The organism is Flavobacterium jejuense, from assembly GCF_006491595.2.
Lineage (GTDB): Bacteria > Bacteroidota > Bacteroidia > Flavobacteriales > Flavobacteriaceae > Flavobacterium > Flavobacterium jejuense.
The window spans coordinates 64,515-81,776 of sequence record NZ_VEVQ02000008.1; the positions used below are offsets into that span (position 1 = coordinate 64,515).

Annotated in this window: 13 protein-coding genes; 11 read left to right on the forward strand and 2 right to left on the reverse strand. The window is 29.5% G+C overall.

What is annotated here, in order from left to right:
• Positions 1-15: 15 nt before the first annotated feature.
• Together FIA58_RS13010 and FIA58_RS13015 are read right to left on the reverse strand one after the other, a co-directional pair.
• Positions 16-354, reverse strand: a complete 339-nt coding sequence (locus FIA58_RS13010) for a P-II family nitrogen regulator (RefSeq protein ID WP_140962917.1) — start codon at positions 352-354, stop codon at positions 16-18.
• Between the two features lie 18 nt (positions 355-372).
• A complete protein-coding gene (locus tag FIA58_RS13015) occupies positions 373-1,422 on the reverse strand; it encodes a porin (RefSeq protein ID WP_140962918.1) in 1,050 nt (349 codons plus the stop codon).
• Positions 1,423-1,856: 434 nt separating this feature from the next.
• On the opposite strand from FIA58_RS13015, the gene gltB reads away from it, so the two are divergent.
• The 11 genes from gltB to FIA58_RS13070 all read left to right on the forward strand — a co-directional run bounded on the left by gltB (position 1,857) and on the right by FIA58_RS13070 (position 17,163).
• Positions 1,857-6,362 (forward strand): glutamate synthase large subunit, encoded by a 4,506-nt coding sequence (gltB, locus tag FIA58_RS13020; protein ID WP_140962919.1) that lies wholly within the window; start codon positions 1,857-1,859, stop codon positions 6,360-6,362.
• Positions 6,363-6,366: 4 nt separating this feature from the next.
• The gene (locus FIA58_RS13025) at positions 6,367-7,833 is read left to right on the forward strand and encodes a glutamate synthase subunit beta (protein ID WP_140962920.1); all 1,467 of its coding nucleotides are present in this window, start codon (positions 6,367-6,369) and stop codon (positions 7,831-7,833) included.
• A 45-nt stretch (positions 7,834-7,878) separates the two neighbouring features.
• Positions 7,879-8,250, forward strand: a complete 372-nt coding sequence (locus tag FIA58_RS13030) for an MmcQ/YjbR family DNA-binding protein (RefSeq protein ID WP_140962921.1) — start codon at positions 7,879-7,881, stop codon at positions 8,248-8,250.
• 36 nt (positions 8,251-8,286) lie between these two features.
• On the forward strand, positions 8,287-9,030 hold the full coding sequence (locus tag FIA58_RS13035) for a PH domain-containing protein (RefSeq protein ID WP_140962922.1): 744 nt from the start codon (positions 8,287-8,289) through the stop codon (positions 9,028-9,030).
• A gap of 198 nt (positions 9,031-9,228) precedes the next feature.
• The gene (locus tag FIA58_RS13040; RefSeq protein WP_140962923.1) at positions 9,229-9,642 is read left to right on the forward strand and encodes a response regulator; all 414 of its coding nucleotides are present in this window, start codon (positions 9,229-9,231) and stop codon (positions 9,640-9,642) included.
• 352 nt (positions 9,643-9,994) lie between these two features.
• Positions 9,995-12,688, forward strand: a complete 2,694-nt coding sequence (locus FIA58_RS13045) for a PAS domain S-box protein (RefSeq protein WP_140962924.1) — start codon at positions 9,995-9,997, stop codon at positions 12,686-12,688.
• Positions 12,688-13,821: an FIST signal transduction protein gene (locus tag FIA58_RS13050; RefSeq protein WP_140962925.1), complete on the forward strand. Its 1,134-nt coding sequence runs from the start codon at positions 12,688-12,690 to the stop codon at positions 13,819-13,821. Before FIA58_RS13045 ends, FIA58_RS13050 begins: the two co-directional genes overlap by 1 nt.
• Positions 13,821-14,849 (forward strand): sensor histidine kinase, encoded by a 1,029-nt coding sequence (locus tag FIA58_RS13055; RefSeq protein WP_140962926.1) that lies wholly within the window; start codon positions 13,821-13,823, stop codon positions 14,847-14,849. Before FIA58_RS13050 ends, FIA58_RS13055 begins: the two co-directional genes overlap by 1 nt.
• Positions 14,850-14,852: 3 nt before the next feature.
• Positions 14,853-16,136 (forward strand): sensor histidine kinase, encoded by a 1,284-nt coding sequence (locus FIA58_RS13060; protein WP_243754675.1) that lies wholly within the window; start codon positions 14,853-14,855, stop codon positions 16,134-16,136.
• The gene (locus tag FIA58_RS13065) at positions 16,120-16,440 is read left to right on the forward strand and encodes an Hpt domain-containing protein (RefSeq protein ID WP_243754676.1); all 321 of its coding nucleotides are present in this window, start codon (positions 16,120-16,122) and stop codon (positions 16,438-16,440) included. Before FIA58_RS13060 ends, FIA58_RS13065 begins: the two co-directional genes overlap by 17 nt.
• Before the next feature lie 12 nt (positions 16,441-16,452).
• Complete coding sequence (locus tag FIA58_RS13070; protein ID WP_140962927.1) at positions 16,453-17,163, forward strand: LytR/AlgR family response regulator transcription factor; 711 nt, start codon at positions 16,453-16,455, stop codon at positions 17,161-17,163.
• Positions 17,164-17,262 lie beyond the last annotated feature (99 nt).

The following is a 17,262-nucleotide window of genomic DNA, read 5'->3' on the forward strand; positions in this document are numbered from 1 at the left end:
TTATAATTTGATTGATTATTTTAAAGTTTGATTGCCTTTCTCTCCTGTTCGTATTCTGTATACTTCTTCAATGTTTGATACGAATATTTTTCCGTCACCGACTTCTCCTGTAGCTGCAGCTTCAAGAATAGCTTTAATGGTAACTTCTTCGAAATCTTCGTTAATAACTATTGAAAGATACCTTCTTTGAATGTCGCTAGTACTGTAAGAAATACCTCTGTAAACATGACCTTGTTTTTCGTTTCCTAAGCCTGTTACGTCCCAATAAGAGAAGAAGTTTACACCAACTTCATGCAATGCTTTTTTTACCGCAGAAAATTTAGATCTTCTGATTATTGCTTCAATTTTTTTCATTTGAAATATATTAGTTAGTTAAAATTTATAAATAGCAGCCACTAAAAAAGAGCCTAAGGTTTTTGTTGGTACTAAGTCAGTATCTAAAAAAGCATCGTCAGATGCGCTGTCTAACCTAATCTCAGGTTTGATGGTTAAGTCGTTTATTGTAAAACTTCCTGTTAGAGTAGTCGCAAATACACTTGAATCTGGCAAACCTGTGCCAATAGCACCAAAATCTCCATCTTCCATAAAATACTCTGCTCTCAAACCAAGAGTAAAAGTGTCTGAAAAAGTATATTGCGGATATAGTGCTCCACCAGCAAATCCTCCACCATTATCTTCAAGAGTTAAGTAAGCCGCATTGATTCCTAAAAAGAAAGTTTTTGTTACATCAAAACCACCTGTAAAATCAATTTCCATGAAAGATGGATCATAGATAAAGTTTAAGAATTGACTTTTATATCCTAACTGAAGACCTGCAGCGTAATCTCCTGTTGGGTTGAATTCTGTTAAATCAGTATCATTCATAACGCCAACCATTAAACTTAAATCATCTGTCAAAGTGAAATCAGCTTTTAAACCAGTATGGCTAAAAGGTCCGTATGAGAATAAGTATGAGGTGCTGTAGTTGAAATTTGCCGTTGGGGAAATCACTTCATATCCTAAAAAAGTATTGAAATTACCCATAGTAAGTTTGACTTTTTTACTTACATTCCAATAAGCATATAATTGGTTAACAATATTACCAGTTGAAGAATACATTGGGGAAGCAAAAACTGCATCAGTACCTCTTGGTCCAAATACTAAATCGGCTACAAAACCTACTTTTTCACCTTCATAAGAAGCTATTACATTAGCCATGCCTAAAGCAAAACCTGGTAGATTTGCAAAGGAAGATCCAGGGGCTAAATAAAGCGGATCTGCTTCAGTTCCTATGTTGTCATTTGGACCTGTTATATTTGTTCTGTAATAAACATCTACACTTCCATTAAATGTAAATTTTTTTTCTTTCAATTCTAAATCTTCTTCTTGAGCATAAAAACAGGATGTAAGTAATGCAAGGCTAATAGTAAAAAGTTTTTTCATGATTTTAGTTTTTATAGTTAGTCGAGTAAATTTATTTAAAAACAGTATATACCTATTAAAAAATAGGGTATTATTTATTATTTTTATGTTTTTTTTATTTTATACCATAAAAAAATATGGGTATCTTTTTATTTTTTATGTTTTTTATGTTTTTAACAATCCTTTTTTTAAATATTATTTGTTAAAATGCGTTTTTAAATAATAATTATTTATGTTTTTTGTTTAAAAAATGAGTATTGTTCATGTAAAAATCATTTTTTATGACTTTATATCATTATTGATTTCTTAAAACAAAGCATATAAATTATTAATTTGATTTTTTTTAATTCAAATATTTTGAATCTCATAATAATGATTCCGATATTTTATTATTAAAATTCTTAATTATAACTTAGTGTGATGTGGGGTAAAAAAATCTAAAAAAAATGACAACAATGCTAAAAAAACAAGGACTCTATTTGCCAGAATTTGAACACGATAATTGTGGTGCTGGTTTTATATGTAGTTTAAAGGGAAATAAATCGAATGATATTATTCATAAAGCTCTTGAAATTCTTGAAAAATTGGAGCATAGAGGTGCTGTAAGTGCTGATGGAAAAACAGGGGATGGAGCAGGTATTTTGATAGATATTCCACACGATTTTTTTATAAAGAACTGTAATTTTGCATTACCCAAAGAAGGAGAATATGCTGTTAGTAATGTTTTTTTACCCAAAAAAGAGAATCAAAGAAATTATTGTATTCAAAGATTAGAATATTATATAGAAAAACAAGGTTTAACAATTTTAGGTTGGAGAGAAGTTCCTGTTAACACTTCTGTTATAGGAAGAATAGCGGCAGAAACAGAACCTTTTATAAAGCAAATTTTTATTGGTAAACAAGATAAGAAACAAGACGACTTTACTTTTAATTTAAAATTATTTACTGCAAGAAAACAAGCAGAACATGACATAAATAATTCTAAATTATCTGAAAGTAAACGATTTTATTTGCCAAGTCTATCTACAAAAACGATTATTTTCAAAGGTTTATTAATTCCTGAAGATATTAAATTATATTATAAAGATTTACAAGATCCTTCATTAGTTACTCGTTTAGCTCTTGTACATCAAAGGTTTTCTACGAATACTTTTCCTACTTGGGATTTGGCACAACCTTTTAGGTACATGTGTCATAATGGAGAAATCAATACCTTAAGAGGAAATGTATCAAGGACTTTATCGAGACAGGAATTAATGGAAAGCGAATGGTTTGGCGAAGATATTAAAAGTTTATTTCCAATAATTCTACCAGGAAAATCAGATTCTGCGCAAATGGATATGGTTGTGGAATTATTACTAATGACAGGTCGTTCTTTACCAGAAGTAATGATGATGCTCGTTCCTGAAGCTTGGGAAAAGAATCCAAATATGTCGGAAGCTAAAAAAGCATTTTATGAATACAACTCTTGTATTATGGAACCGTGGGACGGTCCTGCATCTATTCCTTTTACGGATGGGAATTATATAGGAGCTGTTTTGGATAGAAACGGTTTAAGACCTTCTAGATATACTGTTACCAAAGATGGATATGTAATTATGTCTTCTGAAACTGGTGTTATTGAGATTGATCCAAAAAATATTGAACGTCATGGACGATTAGAACCTGGTAAAATGTTTTTGGTAAACATGAACCAAGGAAGAATTATAAATGATGAAGAAATCAAAGAGAAAATTGTATCGAAACATCCTTATAAAAAATGGTTGGATAAAAATTTGGTTCACTTGAAAGATATTCCTGCCAAAAAAGGACCAATTAAACATAAAGAAGAACAGCTTGAAAAAAGACAAATTCTTTTTGGCTATACAGAAGAAGACTTAAAAACAATTATTCTTCCAATGGCACAATCAGGAAAGGAACCTATTGGCTCCATGGGGAATGATGCTCCTATAGCAGTTTTGTCTTTAAAACCTCAGTTGATTTATAATTATTTCAAACAATTATTTGCTCAGGTTACGAATCCGCCTTTGGATGGAATTCGAGAAAAATTAATCACGGATATTAGTTTAACGCTAGGAAGTGATACCAATATTTTCAAAATCAATGAAGACCAATGTAGAAAATTAAAAATTCAAAATCCGGTTATTTCAAAGCATGATTTAGATAAGATTAAAAATTATACTAATAATCCAGACTTTGTAGTGACTACAATTTCAATATTATATGAAGTCAATAAAGGATTGAATGAATTAGAAAGAGTTCTTTTGAGTTTGGTTGAAACTGCTTCTAAAGCAATAGATGAAGGTGGAAATATCATTATTTTATCAGATAGAGGTGTAAATAATAAATTGGCTCCAATTCCAGCATTATTAGCCTGTTCTTATGTGAATCATGAATTATATAAAATTGGTAAACGAGCAAAAGTCAGTATTATAATTGAATCGGCTGAACCAAGGGAAGTACATCATTTTGCTTTACTTTTTGGCTATGGAGCAAGTGCAATTAATCCCTATATAGTAAATGAAATTGTTTACAAACAAGTTGAAAATAAAGAAATTGAAAATTTAGATTATTTACAAGCAATTCTGAATTATAATAAGGCTATTGGAATGGGTATTCTAAAGGTGATGAATAAAATTGGGATATCAACACTAAATTCTTATCGAGGAGCCCAACTTTTCGAATGTATAGGTTTAAATACCAAAGTCGTTGAAGAATATTTTCCAAATACGATCACTAGAATACAAGGTATAGGCTTAAAAGAAATTGAAAGTGAAATTTCAAAAAGGCATAAAAAAGCATACGAGAAAAATGGCATTGATGCCGACTTAGGATTAGAATTTGGAGGAGATTATAAATGGAGAAGAAATGGAGAAAAACACGCTTTCAACCCATTATCAGTAGCTAAATTACAAGAATCTGTTCGGAGTAATAAACACAGTACTTTTAAAGAATATTCTGAAATTATAAATGAACAATCGCAACGATTAATGACTATAAGAGGATTATTCGAATTTACAAATTATGATCCTATTCCCTTAGATGAGGTTGAACCATGGACAGAAATTGTGAAGCGATTTAAAACAGGTGCGATGTCTTATGGTTCTATAAGTAAAGAAGCACATGAGAACTTAGCTATCGCAATGAATAGAATTGGAGGTAAAAGTAATTCTGGTGAAGGTGGAGAAGACGAAGAACGTTTTTATAAAGATTCAGATGGAGATTGGAAAAACTCAGCAATTAAACAGGTCGCTTCTGGAAGATTTGGGGTTACTTCAAATTATCTTACGAACGCTTCTGAGATACAAATAAAAATGGCTCAAGGAGCAAAACCAGGTGAAGGTGGTCAATTACCTGGACCGAAAGTAAATCCTGATATTGCTAAAACTAGAAATTCAACTCCTTATGTGGGTTTAATATCACCACCACCACATCATGATATTTATTCTATTGAAGATTTGTCCCAATTAATTTATGATTTAAAATCGGCAAATAGAGAAGCTAGAATTAATGTGAAGTTAGTTTCTGAGGTAGGCATCGGAACGGTTGCTGCTGGAGTGGCTAAAGCAAAAGGAGATGTAATCTTAATTTCTGGACATGATGGGGGAACAGGAGCATCACCATTAACTTCTCTAAAACATGCTGGATTGCCTTGGGAATTGGGTTTGGCTGAAGCTCAACAAACTTTAGTCATGAATAATTTAAGAAATCGAGTCGTTTTAGAATGTGATGGCCAACTTAAAACCGGAAGAGATGTTGCAGTCGCTTGTTTATTGGGTGCTGAAGAATTTGGTTTCGCAACGGCTCCTTTAGTAGCTTCTGGGTGTATTATGATGCGTGTTTGTCATTTAAATACGTGTCCAGTTGGAATTGCTACTCAAAATCCTGAATTGAGAAAAAAATTCCAAGGAAAACCAGAACACGTGGTAAATTTTATGTATTTCGTAGCCCAAGAGTTGAGAGAAATTATGGCTCAATTAGGCTTTCGATCAGTGAATGAAATGGTAGGACAAGTTCATAAATTAAATCGCAACAAAACTATCAAGCATTATAAAGCATTAGGACTAGATTTATCTCCTATCCTTCATAAAATAGAAGTGCCTGAAGGAACAAAATTATACAATACTGAATCTCAAGACCATCATTTAGAAAAATCTTTGGATTTTAAAATTATTCGTCAAGCTCATCCTGCTTTATTTAGAAAGGAAAAAACGGTTTTAGAATCTAAAATCACCAATAGAGACCGAGCATTTGGTGCTGTTTTAAGTAATGAAATTTCTAAAATTTATGGTTCTCAAGGATTACCTGAAAACACTTTGAAAATTAATTTTACAGGCTCGGCTGGTCAAAGTTTTGGTGCTTTTGCTACTAAAGGATTGACATTGGTAATCAATGGAAATTCAAATGATTATTTGGGAAAAGGCTTGTCTGGAGCTAAATTAATTGTAAAAGTTCCTGAAGAAGCTACTATTGTTCCTGAAGAAAATATTATTATTGGTAATGTAGCTTTGTACGGAGCAACTTCAGGAGAAGTGTATATAAACGGAAAAGCAGGTGAACGTTTTTGTGTGAGAAATTCTGGAGCAAGTGCAGTAGTTGAAGGAATAGGGGATCACGGTTGTGAATATATGACAGGTGGTAGAGCTGTGGTTTTAGGAGAAGTTGGACGCAATTTCGGAGCAGGAATGAGTGGTGGAATTGCTTACGTATATGATGTAAATAATACTTTTGAAAAACAGTGTAATACAGAAGGACTGAATTTAGACCCTGTGATTTTGGAAGAGGATATAGCAGAGTTAAAACAATTTATTGAAAATCATTACAACGCAACAATGAGCCCTTTAGCACAAAGGATTTTAGAAAATTGGGAAACACAGCTAAATGAATTTATAAAAGTACTTCCTGAAGAATACAAACAAGCCTTATTGAGAATTGAACAAGAAAATCTGGTAAAACAATAATATTATGGGAAAACCAACAGGATTTTTAGAATATGAACGAGTAAACGAAAGTTACCTTAAAGTTGAAAAAAGACTAAAAAATTATAATGAATTTACTATTCCTTTAGAGGAAAGCAAATTGAAGAATCAAGGAGCGAGATGTATGGATTGTGGTATTCCATTTTGCCACAGTGGTTGTCCATTAGGCAATTTGATTCCTGATTTTAACGATAAAGTGTATAAAGGAAGATGGAAAGAAGCTGCTCAGATATTACATTCAACTAACAATTTTCCAGAATTTACTGGAAGATTATGTCCAGCTCCTTGTGAAGAGGCTTGTGTTTTAGGAATTAATGAAGATCCAGTCACAATTGAAAATATTGAAAAAAATATAGTTGAGACTGCCTTTAAAGAAGGTTGGATTACTGCACATCCTCCTCAAAATAGAACAAATAAACGAATAGCCATAATTGGTTCTGGACCATCAGGATTAGCTGCAGCCCAACAATTAAATAGAGCTGGTCATTTTGTAACTGTTTTTGAAAGAGATTCAAAAGTAGGAGGTTTATTACGTTATGGAATTCCTGATTTTAAATTAGAAAAACAAATTATCGATAGACGTATTCAAATTTTAAAAGAAGAAGGGATTATTTTTGAAACCAATGCACATGTAGGGCAAAATATAAGTGTAGAAACCATAAAAGCAGATTTTGATGCAGTCCTTCTATGCGGTGGTGCCACTGAAAGAAGAAGTATGCCAGTAAAAGGCATTCATTTAAAAGGAATCCATCAAGCAATGGATTTTTTAAAAGGCAATAATCAATATGTCGATGGATTAGCAAAATTTGAGGAAATTATATCGGCTGAAAATAAAAAAGTAATCGTAATTGGCGGTGGAGACACAGGTTCAGATTGCATTGGAACCAGTAATCGACATGGAGCAATTTCAGTTGCTAATTTTGAAATTTTAAGTAAACCAACAGAAGGTCGACCAGCCAGCCAGCCTTGGCCTTATTGGCCCATGAAATTAAAAACCACTTCTTCTCATCAAGAAGGAGTAGAACGGTTTTTTAGTATTTCTACTAAAGAGTTTCTTGGAGATAAAAACGGAAACGTAATAGGGTTAAAAACAGTTGAGGTTGAATGGATTTTTAAAGAAGGTGAGCGTCCTCAATTAATAGAAGTGCCCAATACTGAAAAAGAATGGGATTGTGATTTGGTTTTACTAGCATTAGGATTTGTAGGTGCTGAAAAAACATTAGCAGAACAATTTGGTGTGGAAATGGATTTTAGAACCAATATTAAAGCTTCTACTAAAGATTATGCTACTAATGTAAAAGGAATTTTTTCTGCTGGGGATATGCGTAGAGGACAATCATTAATCGTTTGGGCTATTTCAGAAGGACGTCAAGCGGCTTATCATGTAGACAGTTACTTAATGGGTTCTTCAAACTTACCTTTAAAAGATGAAAATGATTTACCTAGAGTATAAATCTTAAGTAAACACTTTTTTGTATATTAGACTTTTTATTATACAATGAATATTCAACAACTTTACGAATATTGCCTTTCAAAAAAAGGTGTTACTGAGCATTTTCCTTTCGATGAAGACACTTTAGTCTTTAAAGTAGGAGGGAAAATGTTTTGTTTGACCTCTTTAAAAAAATGGGAAGCAGGAAGTTCGTCTCTTAACTTAAAATGCGATCCTGAGATAGCCATTCAACTTAGAGAACAATATGAAGATATCATTCCTGGTTTTCATATGAGTAAAAAGCATTGGAATACAATACTCTTAAATAATTCATTACCAGATAAAAAAGTAACTCACTTTATAACACATTCCTATGAATTGGTTTTTGCTAGTTTACCAAAAAAAATAAAACAAGAAATTGAAAATTATGAAAATTAGCCATTACATTTGTTAATGTAATAAAATTCAAATTTCATGTTAGATAACTTAAAAAAGATTTTAAACGAAGATCAAGATCCTAAAGCTATTGAAAAAATCACTTCAAAGCTAGAAAATTTAATCATGTCTAATGAAGAAATAGGATATATTGCCGTTCAGAAAAAGCCTGCATTAACTATTTTTCCAGATAGCATAGTGGTTACGAATAAAAGAATTATTATTTGTAAGCCAAAAAATTTAGGACTTTCCATGGAGTTTATCGATTACGATTGGGATAATATTGAAGGTGCTTTTGTAAAAGAAGGTATACTCGGAGCTGATTTTACTTTTACTACCAAAACGGAATTAACACAAACAGTTGATTTTTTGCCTAAAAACCAAGCTCGAAAATTATATACTTTTTCTAAAGAGCAATTGGACAAATTAAAACATTCTGAAAATAATATTACAATTCAAACAAGTTCTACTGCTTTTAAGGATGAAGAATCTATTGATAAGCCAAGTTTTTTAGCTGAAGATTATACTGATGAAACAATTATAGAAGAAATTCTAACAGAAGAAGTGTTTGATTTTGCAGAAATCATTTCAGTAAATACCAATAATACTTCTTTTGAAGAACCAAAGTCCATTGAAGAGAAAAATACTGAAAGTAATCTAAGCGATTTATCTCAAGAAGAATTATTTGAAAAACTTCAAAATTATAAGCGATTGTTAGATAATGGATTAATTCTTCAAGGAGAATATGATAAATTAAAGGCAGCAATTTTAAAATATATGTAAAAAAATAAATTTCTTTATAATATAAAAAGCCTGTAATTATATTTTACAGGCTTTTTTTGTTAATACAATTCGTCTATACTTTTTTTCCATTCATCGACACTTAAATAAGAACAATCGAATTATAAACATCAATGATTTATTAAGATTTAATTTTGTGTTTGAGTAGTTGCCTTTTATAACAAAAAATAAAATGAAAACATGACAAAATCTTTAAACATACTTTTAATTGAAGACGATGCAATTGAAGTGATGAAGTTCAATAGAGTTATGAGAACTTTAAATTTTAATCATAAAATTATTGAAGCTAATAATGGCGAAGAAGCTTTAGATATTCTTAAAACTAAAGAAATTATTCCAGACATTATCATTTTAGATTTAAATATGCCAAAATTAAATGGTATAGAATTTCTTACTATTTTAAAAAGTGATGAAATTCTAAAATATATACCATCAATTATTTTAACTACTTCAAGTAATCATAAAGATATGCTTGAATGCTATAAAATAGGCATTGCTGGGTACGTTTTAAAACCCTTAAAGTATGAAGATTATGTAGATAGAGTAAAGAAAATGTTGGAATATTGGAGTTGTACAGAGTTAATCTCACAGTAATATTTATGGAATTTTAAAGCAGACAAATTTTGATAGAGTTTTATTTAACTTTTGTCAAAATAGTTTCCTATCGTAATATTAAGATTATTAAGCTAGAAAGGAAATACTTAAAATATTTTTTATTAAATTTACTTGCCTTCTAAAGGAGATGTTATCCAAAATTAACAACTACTTAATTTAAAGTAAGAACATTTTACCTCACTTTAAAGTACCATAATGGACATTTAAAACAGGATTTAATAAGTGTTATATTAGGGACTAATAGATTTATAATACTTCAGTTGAAATTAATTTATTGCTAACCAAATTAAAAGATGTTTCAAACCAGATTTCAAAAATAACTTAGTAAAATATGGGTAGAGTAGAATTTAATTTTGATGAAGATAGTTTCAATAAATTGTACCCCTTTTTTATACTACTTGATAAAAAACTAAAGATTACTAGTCTTGGTAAAAGTGTAAGAAAAGTATGTAAAGATTTAGATATTAATTCAAATTTTAATGATAGTTTTTCCATACGAAAATCTAATGCAGTACCATTTACTTTTGAAAATAAAGAGCAATTTGTAGATCAACTTATTGTTCTCGACTATTCTAAAGACAAACTTGTCTTAAGAGGACAGTTTCAGTTTTTTGATGACTCCATTCTTTTTTTAGGTACTCCTTGGTTTGTTACTATGGATCAAATTACGGGTAAGAATTTGGTTGTTAGCGATTTTTCAATCAGCGATCCTTTACTTGAATTATTGAGCATATTAAATAATCAAGAAATTACAACAAAAGAATTAAATGAATATTTTATACTTATCAATAAACAAAAGGAGGAATTAAAAAAAGATAAAGAAGAATTAAATAAAATTTCTCTGGTAGCTAGTGCCAATAAAAATGGAGTGGTTTTTACAGATCCATTAGGAAAAATATTTTGGTGTAACCAATCCTATTCCGAATTAACCGGTTTTTCATCTGAAGAAATTATAGGAAAGACACCTATAGATATTGGAAGATGTCATTTGTCTACTCCAGAAGAGTTAAATAAAATGGTTTCTGCGTTCTATAAAGGAGAGTTATTTAATGTAGAAGGTTATCATGCACATAAAGAAGGGAAGCCATTCTGGGCTAAAATTAAAGGACAACCTGTTTATGACAAAAATAATAAATTGATTCAATATTTCGCAATTGTAGAAAATAGTGATGATGAAAAGGAAAAAGAAGAGCAATTAAGTATTTTGTCGTCAATTGCTAAAAAAAATATAAATTCAGTGATTATTTGTGATAAAGAGGGAAAAATAGAATGGGTTAACGATAGTTTTATTGAAATGTCTGGTTTTCCCATAGAAGAATTATTAGATAAAAAACCGGGACAGCTTCTTCAAGGACCTGATACAGATAAGGAGACTATTATTTATTTAGCCAATCAAATAAAAAAAGGACTTCCTTTTAATTGCGAAATCATCAATTATAGCAAAAAAAAGAAAAAATATTGGGTTCGTATACAGGGACAAGCACTTCATAATAAAAATGGGGAAGTGTTTAAATTCTTTGCTATTGAAGAAGATATTACATTAGAAAAAGAATTTAATCAACAATTAATAGAATCAGAAAACAGACTTACTTCTTTAATTGAAAATTTGCAATCGGGTATATTATTAGAAGATGAAAATCGAAAAATAGTAATCGTGAATAAAAAGTTTTGTAACATGTTTGGAATAGAGCAAGAGCCAGATTTAATGAAAGGAGTTGATTGCGAAATGGCTGCTCAAAACACCAAACATTTTTTTAAAAATTCAGATTATTTTTTAGAAAGAATTGATGAAATTTTAAAAGATAGAGAAAAAGTAATTGCAGAAGAAATTGAATTAGTAGACGGTAGAATTTTTGAAAGGAGCTTTTTACCCATTTATAAAGAAGGGAAATATGCAGGTCATTTATGGAGTTATGAAGATATTACTATTAAAAAACGCTACAAAGAAAGTCTAGAAGCAGAAAGACAAAAGTACAGTAATATTATAGCCAATATGAACATGGGTTTACTTGAAGTAGATAAAAACGATGTCGTTTTATTTGCTAATCAATCATTCTGTGAAATGAGTGGTTACTCTTTGTTAGAGCTGTTAGGAAATAGAGCTTCAGATCTAGTTCTAACTTCTGAGGCTAAACAAGTTATTAAAAATAAAAATACTATTAGGACTAAAGGAGTTTCAGATTCTTATGAAATCACTTCAAAAACTAAAGAAGGTGATATTAAACATTGGTTAATAAGTGGTGCACCAAATTATAATCTAAATGGAGAGGTTACGGGTTCAATAGGAATTCATTTAGATATAACAGATCAAAAAAACCTAGAACTTCAAAAAGAACAGTTGCTTAAAAAATTAGAAAAACAAAATGAACAGCTCAGTGAATATGCTCAAGTGGTTTCCCACGATTTAAAGTCACCACTTAGAAGTATTCATTCACTGATTACTTGGATAAAAGAAGATAACGAGAAAGAATTTAGTGAACAAACTTCACAATATCTTTCTATGATTGAGAGTAAAGTCGAAAAAATGGATCATCTAATTCACGGGATTTTAACGTATTCTAAAGTAGATTCAGAAGATAAAATAGATGAAAAAATTAACATAAATGAAGTAGTTGAAAATTGTATAAACATCATCCATATTCCAGAAAACATTAAAGTTGTTGTTTCTGATAAACTACCTGTTATAATTGCAGATAAATTTAGAATGCAACAACTTTTTCAAAATATTATTAGCAATGCCGTTTATTATATAGATAAACCAGAAGGCCTAGTTGAAGTAGGCTCTTTTGAAGAAAAGGATTATTATGTTTTTTCAATAAAAGATAACGGACCAGGAATAGCAAAAGAAAATCAAGAAAAAATATTTAAAATTTTTCAATCTTTTACACAACACGAGCAATCAACAGGTATTGGATTATCAATAGTAAAAAGAATAATTGATAATTATAATGGAGAGATATGGGTTGAAAGTGAGATGAAACAAGGAACTACATTTTTTATAAAACTTCCAAAAACGAATAAATAATGAAAACAATTCAGGCTTATAAATTAAAAGACAGTAACTGGAACTATTTTCAGGATAAGAAAACGCTAAATAACCCATTAGTTTTAGTTTTCGGAAACCGAATGTTATTAGAAAAGAGTGAAATAATTGCTGATATTAGAGAAGAATTCCCTTACGAACATATTGTTTTTGGTTCTACATCAGGTGAAATAATAGAGAATACTGTTTTTGATGATTCTATTGTGGTTACAGCAATAGAATTTGAAAGAAGTTCATTTGAAATTAGAACTCAAAATATTTTAGATCATAATAAAGATGCGAAAAAATTAGGAGAATCCTTATATAATGGTATTCCCAAAGAGAATTTAAAACACTTATTTGTTCTTTCAGAAGGCAGTTTTGTGAACGGTAGCTCTTTAATTGATGGTCTAGAAAAAAACATTCAAAATGCAATTCCTATTTCTGGTGGAATGTGTGGAGATGATGCTAAATTTGAAAAAACACTAGCTTCATATAAAGAAAATCCTAAAGAAGGAGAAGTGGTTTTAATAGGTTTTTATGGAGAAACATTAGAAATTACTTTTGCCAGTTTTGGAGGTTGGTCAACATTTGGTCCTGAAAGAATTATAACGAAATCTAACGCTAATGTTTTATATGAAATTGATGGTCAACCAGCATTAGATTTGTATAAAAAATATTTAGGAGAAAAAGCCAATCAATTACCGCAAGCTTCCTTACTTTATCCTTTAAATGTTACTCCAGAAGGAAAAACCGAACCAGTAGTTAGAACTATTTTGGGTATTGATAATGAAAACCAATCTATGACATTAGCTGGTGATGTACCTGAGAATTCTAAAGTACAATTAATGATGGCTTCAGTCGATGCTATTGCAGAAGGGGCAAGTGAAGCTGCAAAATTAGCAATGAAGGATAGAAAAACAAAACCTGAATTGGCACTTTTAGTAAGTTGCGTTGGTAGAAAATTAGTAATGAATCAACGAGTAGAAGAAGAAATTGAAAGAGTACAAGAAGTAGTAGGAGAAAATACAGCCATAACTGGTTTTTACTCTTATGGAGAAATGGCACCATTTTCAGGAAATACTTTTTGTGACTTACACAATCAAACCATGACATTAACCCTTATTAGTGAATAATGAATCCATTATTAAAAAGACAGATAACCAAATTAATAGAACCAGAGCATTTAAAAGATTTAAAACATTTTTTACAAGCAGTTAATGACTCTTATAATAATTATGAAGATCAATTAAGTATGTCTCAACGCGCTATGAAAATTAGTTCGGATGAACTTTTCGAGGCTAATAAAAAATTAAGAGAAGAAGCTAATAATTTAAAAGAAGTGAATCAAAATTTATCTTCCATTCTAAACTCTATGAATTTAGATGCTAGTAAATTAGCAGATGAAAAGGAATTTAACCAAAGCGAATATTTAAAAAAACAAGCTTTGGAAATAGTAGCCATAAATAACCAAAGAGAGCAATTGTTGAAAGATTTGGAAGCTCAAAATGAAGAATTAAATGAATATGCACATGTAGTTTCTCATGATTTAAAAGCGCCTTTACGAAATATTGATACATTAGTGAATTGGGTGATTGAAGATAATAAAGATGGAATGGGTGAAAGTTGTTTAAACTCTTTAACTATGGTTTTGACAAATGTGGAAAAAATGGATTTGTTAATCAAAGGAATCTTGGATTATTCCACAATCGATAAATTAGAATCAGAAGATCGTATTTTAAATATAAATTTAATTATAGATGAGGTTTTAAGGACTTTATCGGTGCCAAAAAATATAAACATAAAAACTCAAGATGATTTGCCTAAAATCTATGGAAATGCTTGGCGTTTTAAACAAGTATTTCAAAATCTTATTCAAAATGCAATTAAGTATAATCACAAAGAAAAAGGAATCATTGAAATTGGTGCCACTGAAAAAGAAAACTATTTTGAATTCTTTGTGAAAGATAACGGAATAGGAATTTCAGATGCTTATTTTGAACGGATTTTTAAAGTATTTACTAAATTAGAAAGCAATACATCTTCTTCTGGAATAGGACTTTCAATAGTAAAAAAAATTGTTAATTATTACAACGGAGAAATTTGGTTAGAAAGTCAAGAAAATATAGGAACCACTTTCTTTTTTACGTTACCAAGAAAATAAAAAATGTTACTAAAAAGGTATAATAAAATAGATATTGAAACAAGACTTTATATAAAAATGCTCCTTTTAATGGGACCATCTCAATTTATATATGCTTATATTATTTCTTATATGTATCCTGATGTAGAAATTAAAAAACTATTTCCATGGATATTTCTCTTTTTATTTCCACTAGTTTCAATTTATTTATTTATTAATTATAAAAAACCTTATGTTCAAAAAAAAGGTAGCGATTTTATTATGATTCCCTTATTTGTCTTTGGGTTTTATAATTCTTATCAAGCTTTTGAAACTAATTTTCATATTGACTATTTATTAGCGTCGTTTATAACAATCTTTGGTGGTATATTGTTAATAAATAGACACAAACAATTAATTATTTATTCTTGTAGTTATTTCTTATACTATGCTATCATGTTCTATGTTTTTCCTTATACTATAGAAACAAGAACGAGTATTTTTTTAGCGCTTATTGTGATAATTTCTTTTTCGTTTGTTATACAAAATGCTTTCATAACTTATAGAAAAGAACAAATTAAATACAAACAAAAATTAAAAGAACAAGTTAGAAGTAGAACAATAACTATAGAAAATAAATTAAGTATAATAGAGAAAAAAAACAACGATTTAGAAGAATATGCACATGTAGTTTCTCATGATTTAAAAGCGCCTTTACGAAATATTGATACATTAGTGAATTGGGTGATTGAAGATAATAAAGATGGAATGGGTGAAAGTTGTTTAAACTCTTTAACTATGGTTTTGTCAAATGTAGAAAAAATGGATTTGCTTATTAAAGGTATTTTGGATTACTCTACTATAGATAAATTAGAATCAGAAGATCGTCTTTTAAATATAAATTTAATTATAGATGAGGTTTTAAGGACTTTATTCGTACCAAAAAATATAAACATAAAAACTCAAGATGATTTGCCTAAAATCTATGGAAATGCTTGGCGTTTTAAACAAGTATTTCAAAATCTTATTCAAAATGCAATTAAATATAATCACAAAGAAAAAGGAATCATTGAAATTGGTGCCACTGAAAAAGAAAACTATTTTGAATTCTTTGTGAAAGATAATGGAATAGGAATTTCGGATACTTATTTTGACAGGATTTTTAAAGTATTTACTAAATTAGAAAGCAATACTTCCTCTTCTGGAATAGGACTTTCAATAGTAAAAAAAATAGTTAATTATTATAACGGAGAAATTTGGTTAGAAAGTCAAGAAGGAATAGGAACCACTTTTTTCTTTACAATTTTAAAATATGATGGAACAACCTAATACTACATACATAGATGAATTATCAGGAGATAATCTCGAATTTAAACAAAAAATGATTGGCATACTTAAAAGAGAACTGCCAGAAGAAATTGAAATGTATCAAAGTCAAATACAAAATAGCAATTTTTTATTGGCTGCAGATAGTGTTCACAAATTAAAACATAAAGTATCTATTCTTGGTCTTGAAAAAAGTTATTATCTTGCTGAAACATTTGAAGAAAATTTAAAAAATAATTCTACACAGTTGCAAAACGATTTTGAAGCAATTTTAAAAGCAATGCATAAATTTGTAGAAGCACTATAAAACATTTACGACATGAATTGCATTATTATAGATGACGAAGAAATGGCAAGAGCAATTATTGCTCAAATGATTGCTAACCATAAGGAACTACATTTAGTTCAGGATTTTTCGAATGCAATGCAAGCCATAAAATTTTTAAATCAAAACGAAGTAGATTTAATATTTTTAGACATTCACATGCCTGATTTCACGGGTTTTGATTTTATTCAAACTATTAAAAATCCACCTAAAATTGTTTTAGTTACGTCTGATAAAAATTTTGCAATAGAAGCTTTTGAATATGATTGTATTGTGGATTATCTGGTTAAACCAATAACAGAAGAACGATTTCAAAAAGCTATTCAAAAAGCAAATACGGCTCAAATTAGCTCATCAAAATTAACAACAGAAAAAACGTCTACAGAAGATAATGCTAATGAATTTTACGTAAATATCGACAGAAGATTAATTAAAATAGAATTTAATTCTGTTACTGTTGTAGAAGCAAAAGGCGATTATATTCATGTAAAAACGGATACTAAAAATTATATCGTTCATTCTACTCTAAAAAAAATAGAAGATAAATTGCCTAATGATTTATTCTTAAAAGTACATCGCTCTTACATCATTAATACCAAAAAAATAATTGATATAGAGGATAATAGCGTTTTAATAGGAAAAGAAGTCATTCCTGTAAGCAGAGCAAATAGACCAGAATTAATGAAAAGATTGAATTTATTGTAATCCATTCGTCTAAACTTTTATACAACTCAACTATACTAAATTTTGTACAAACGAATTAATTTATTTTAGAGAAAATACTGTAATAAATTTGCTTCATAA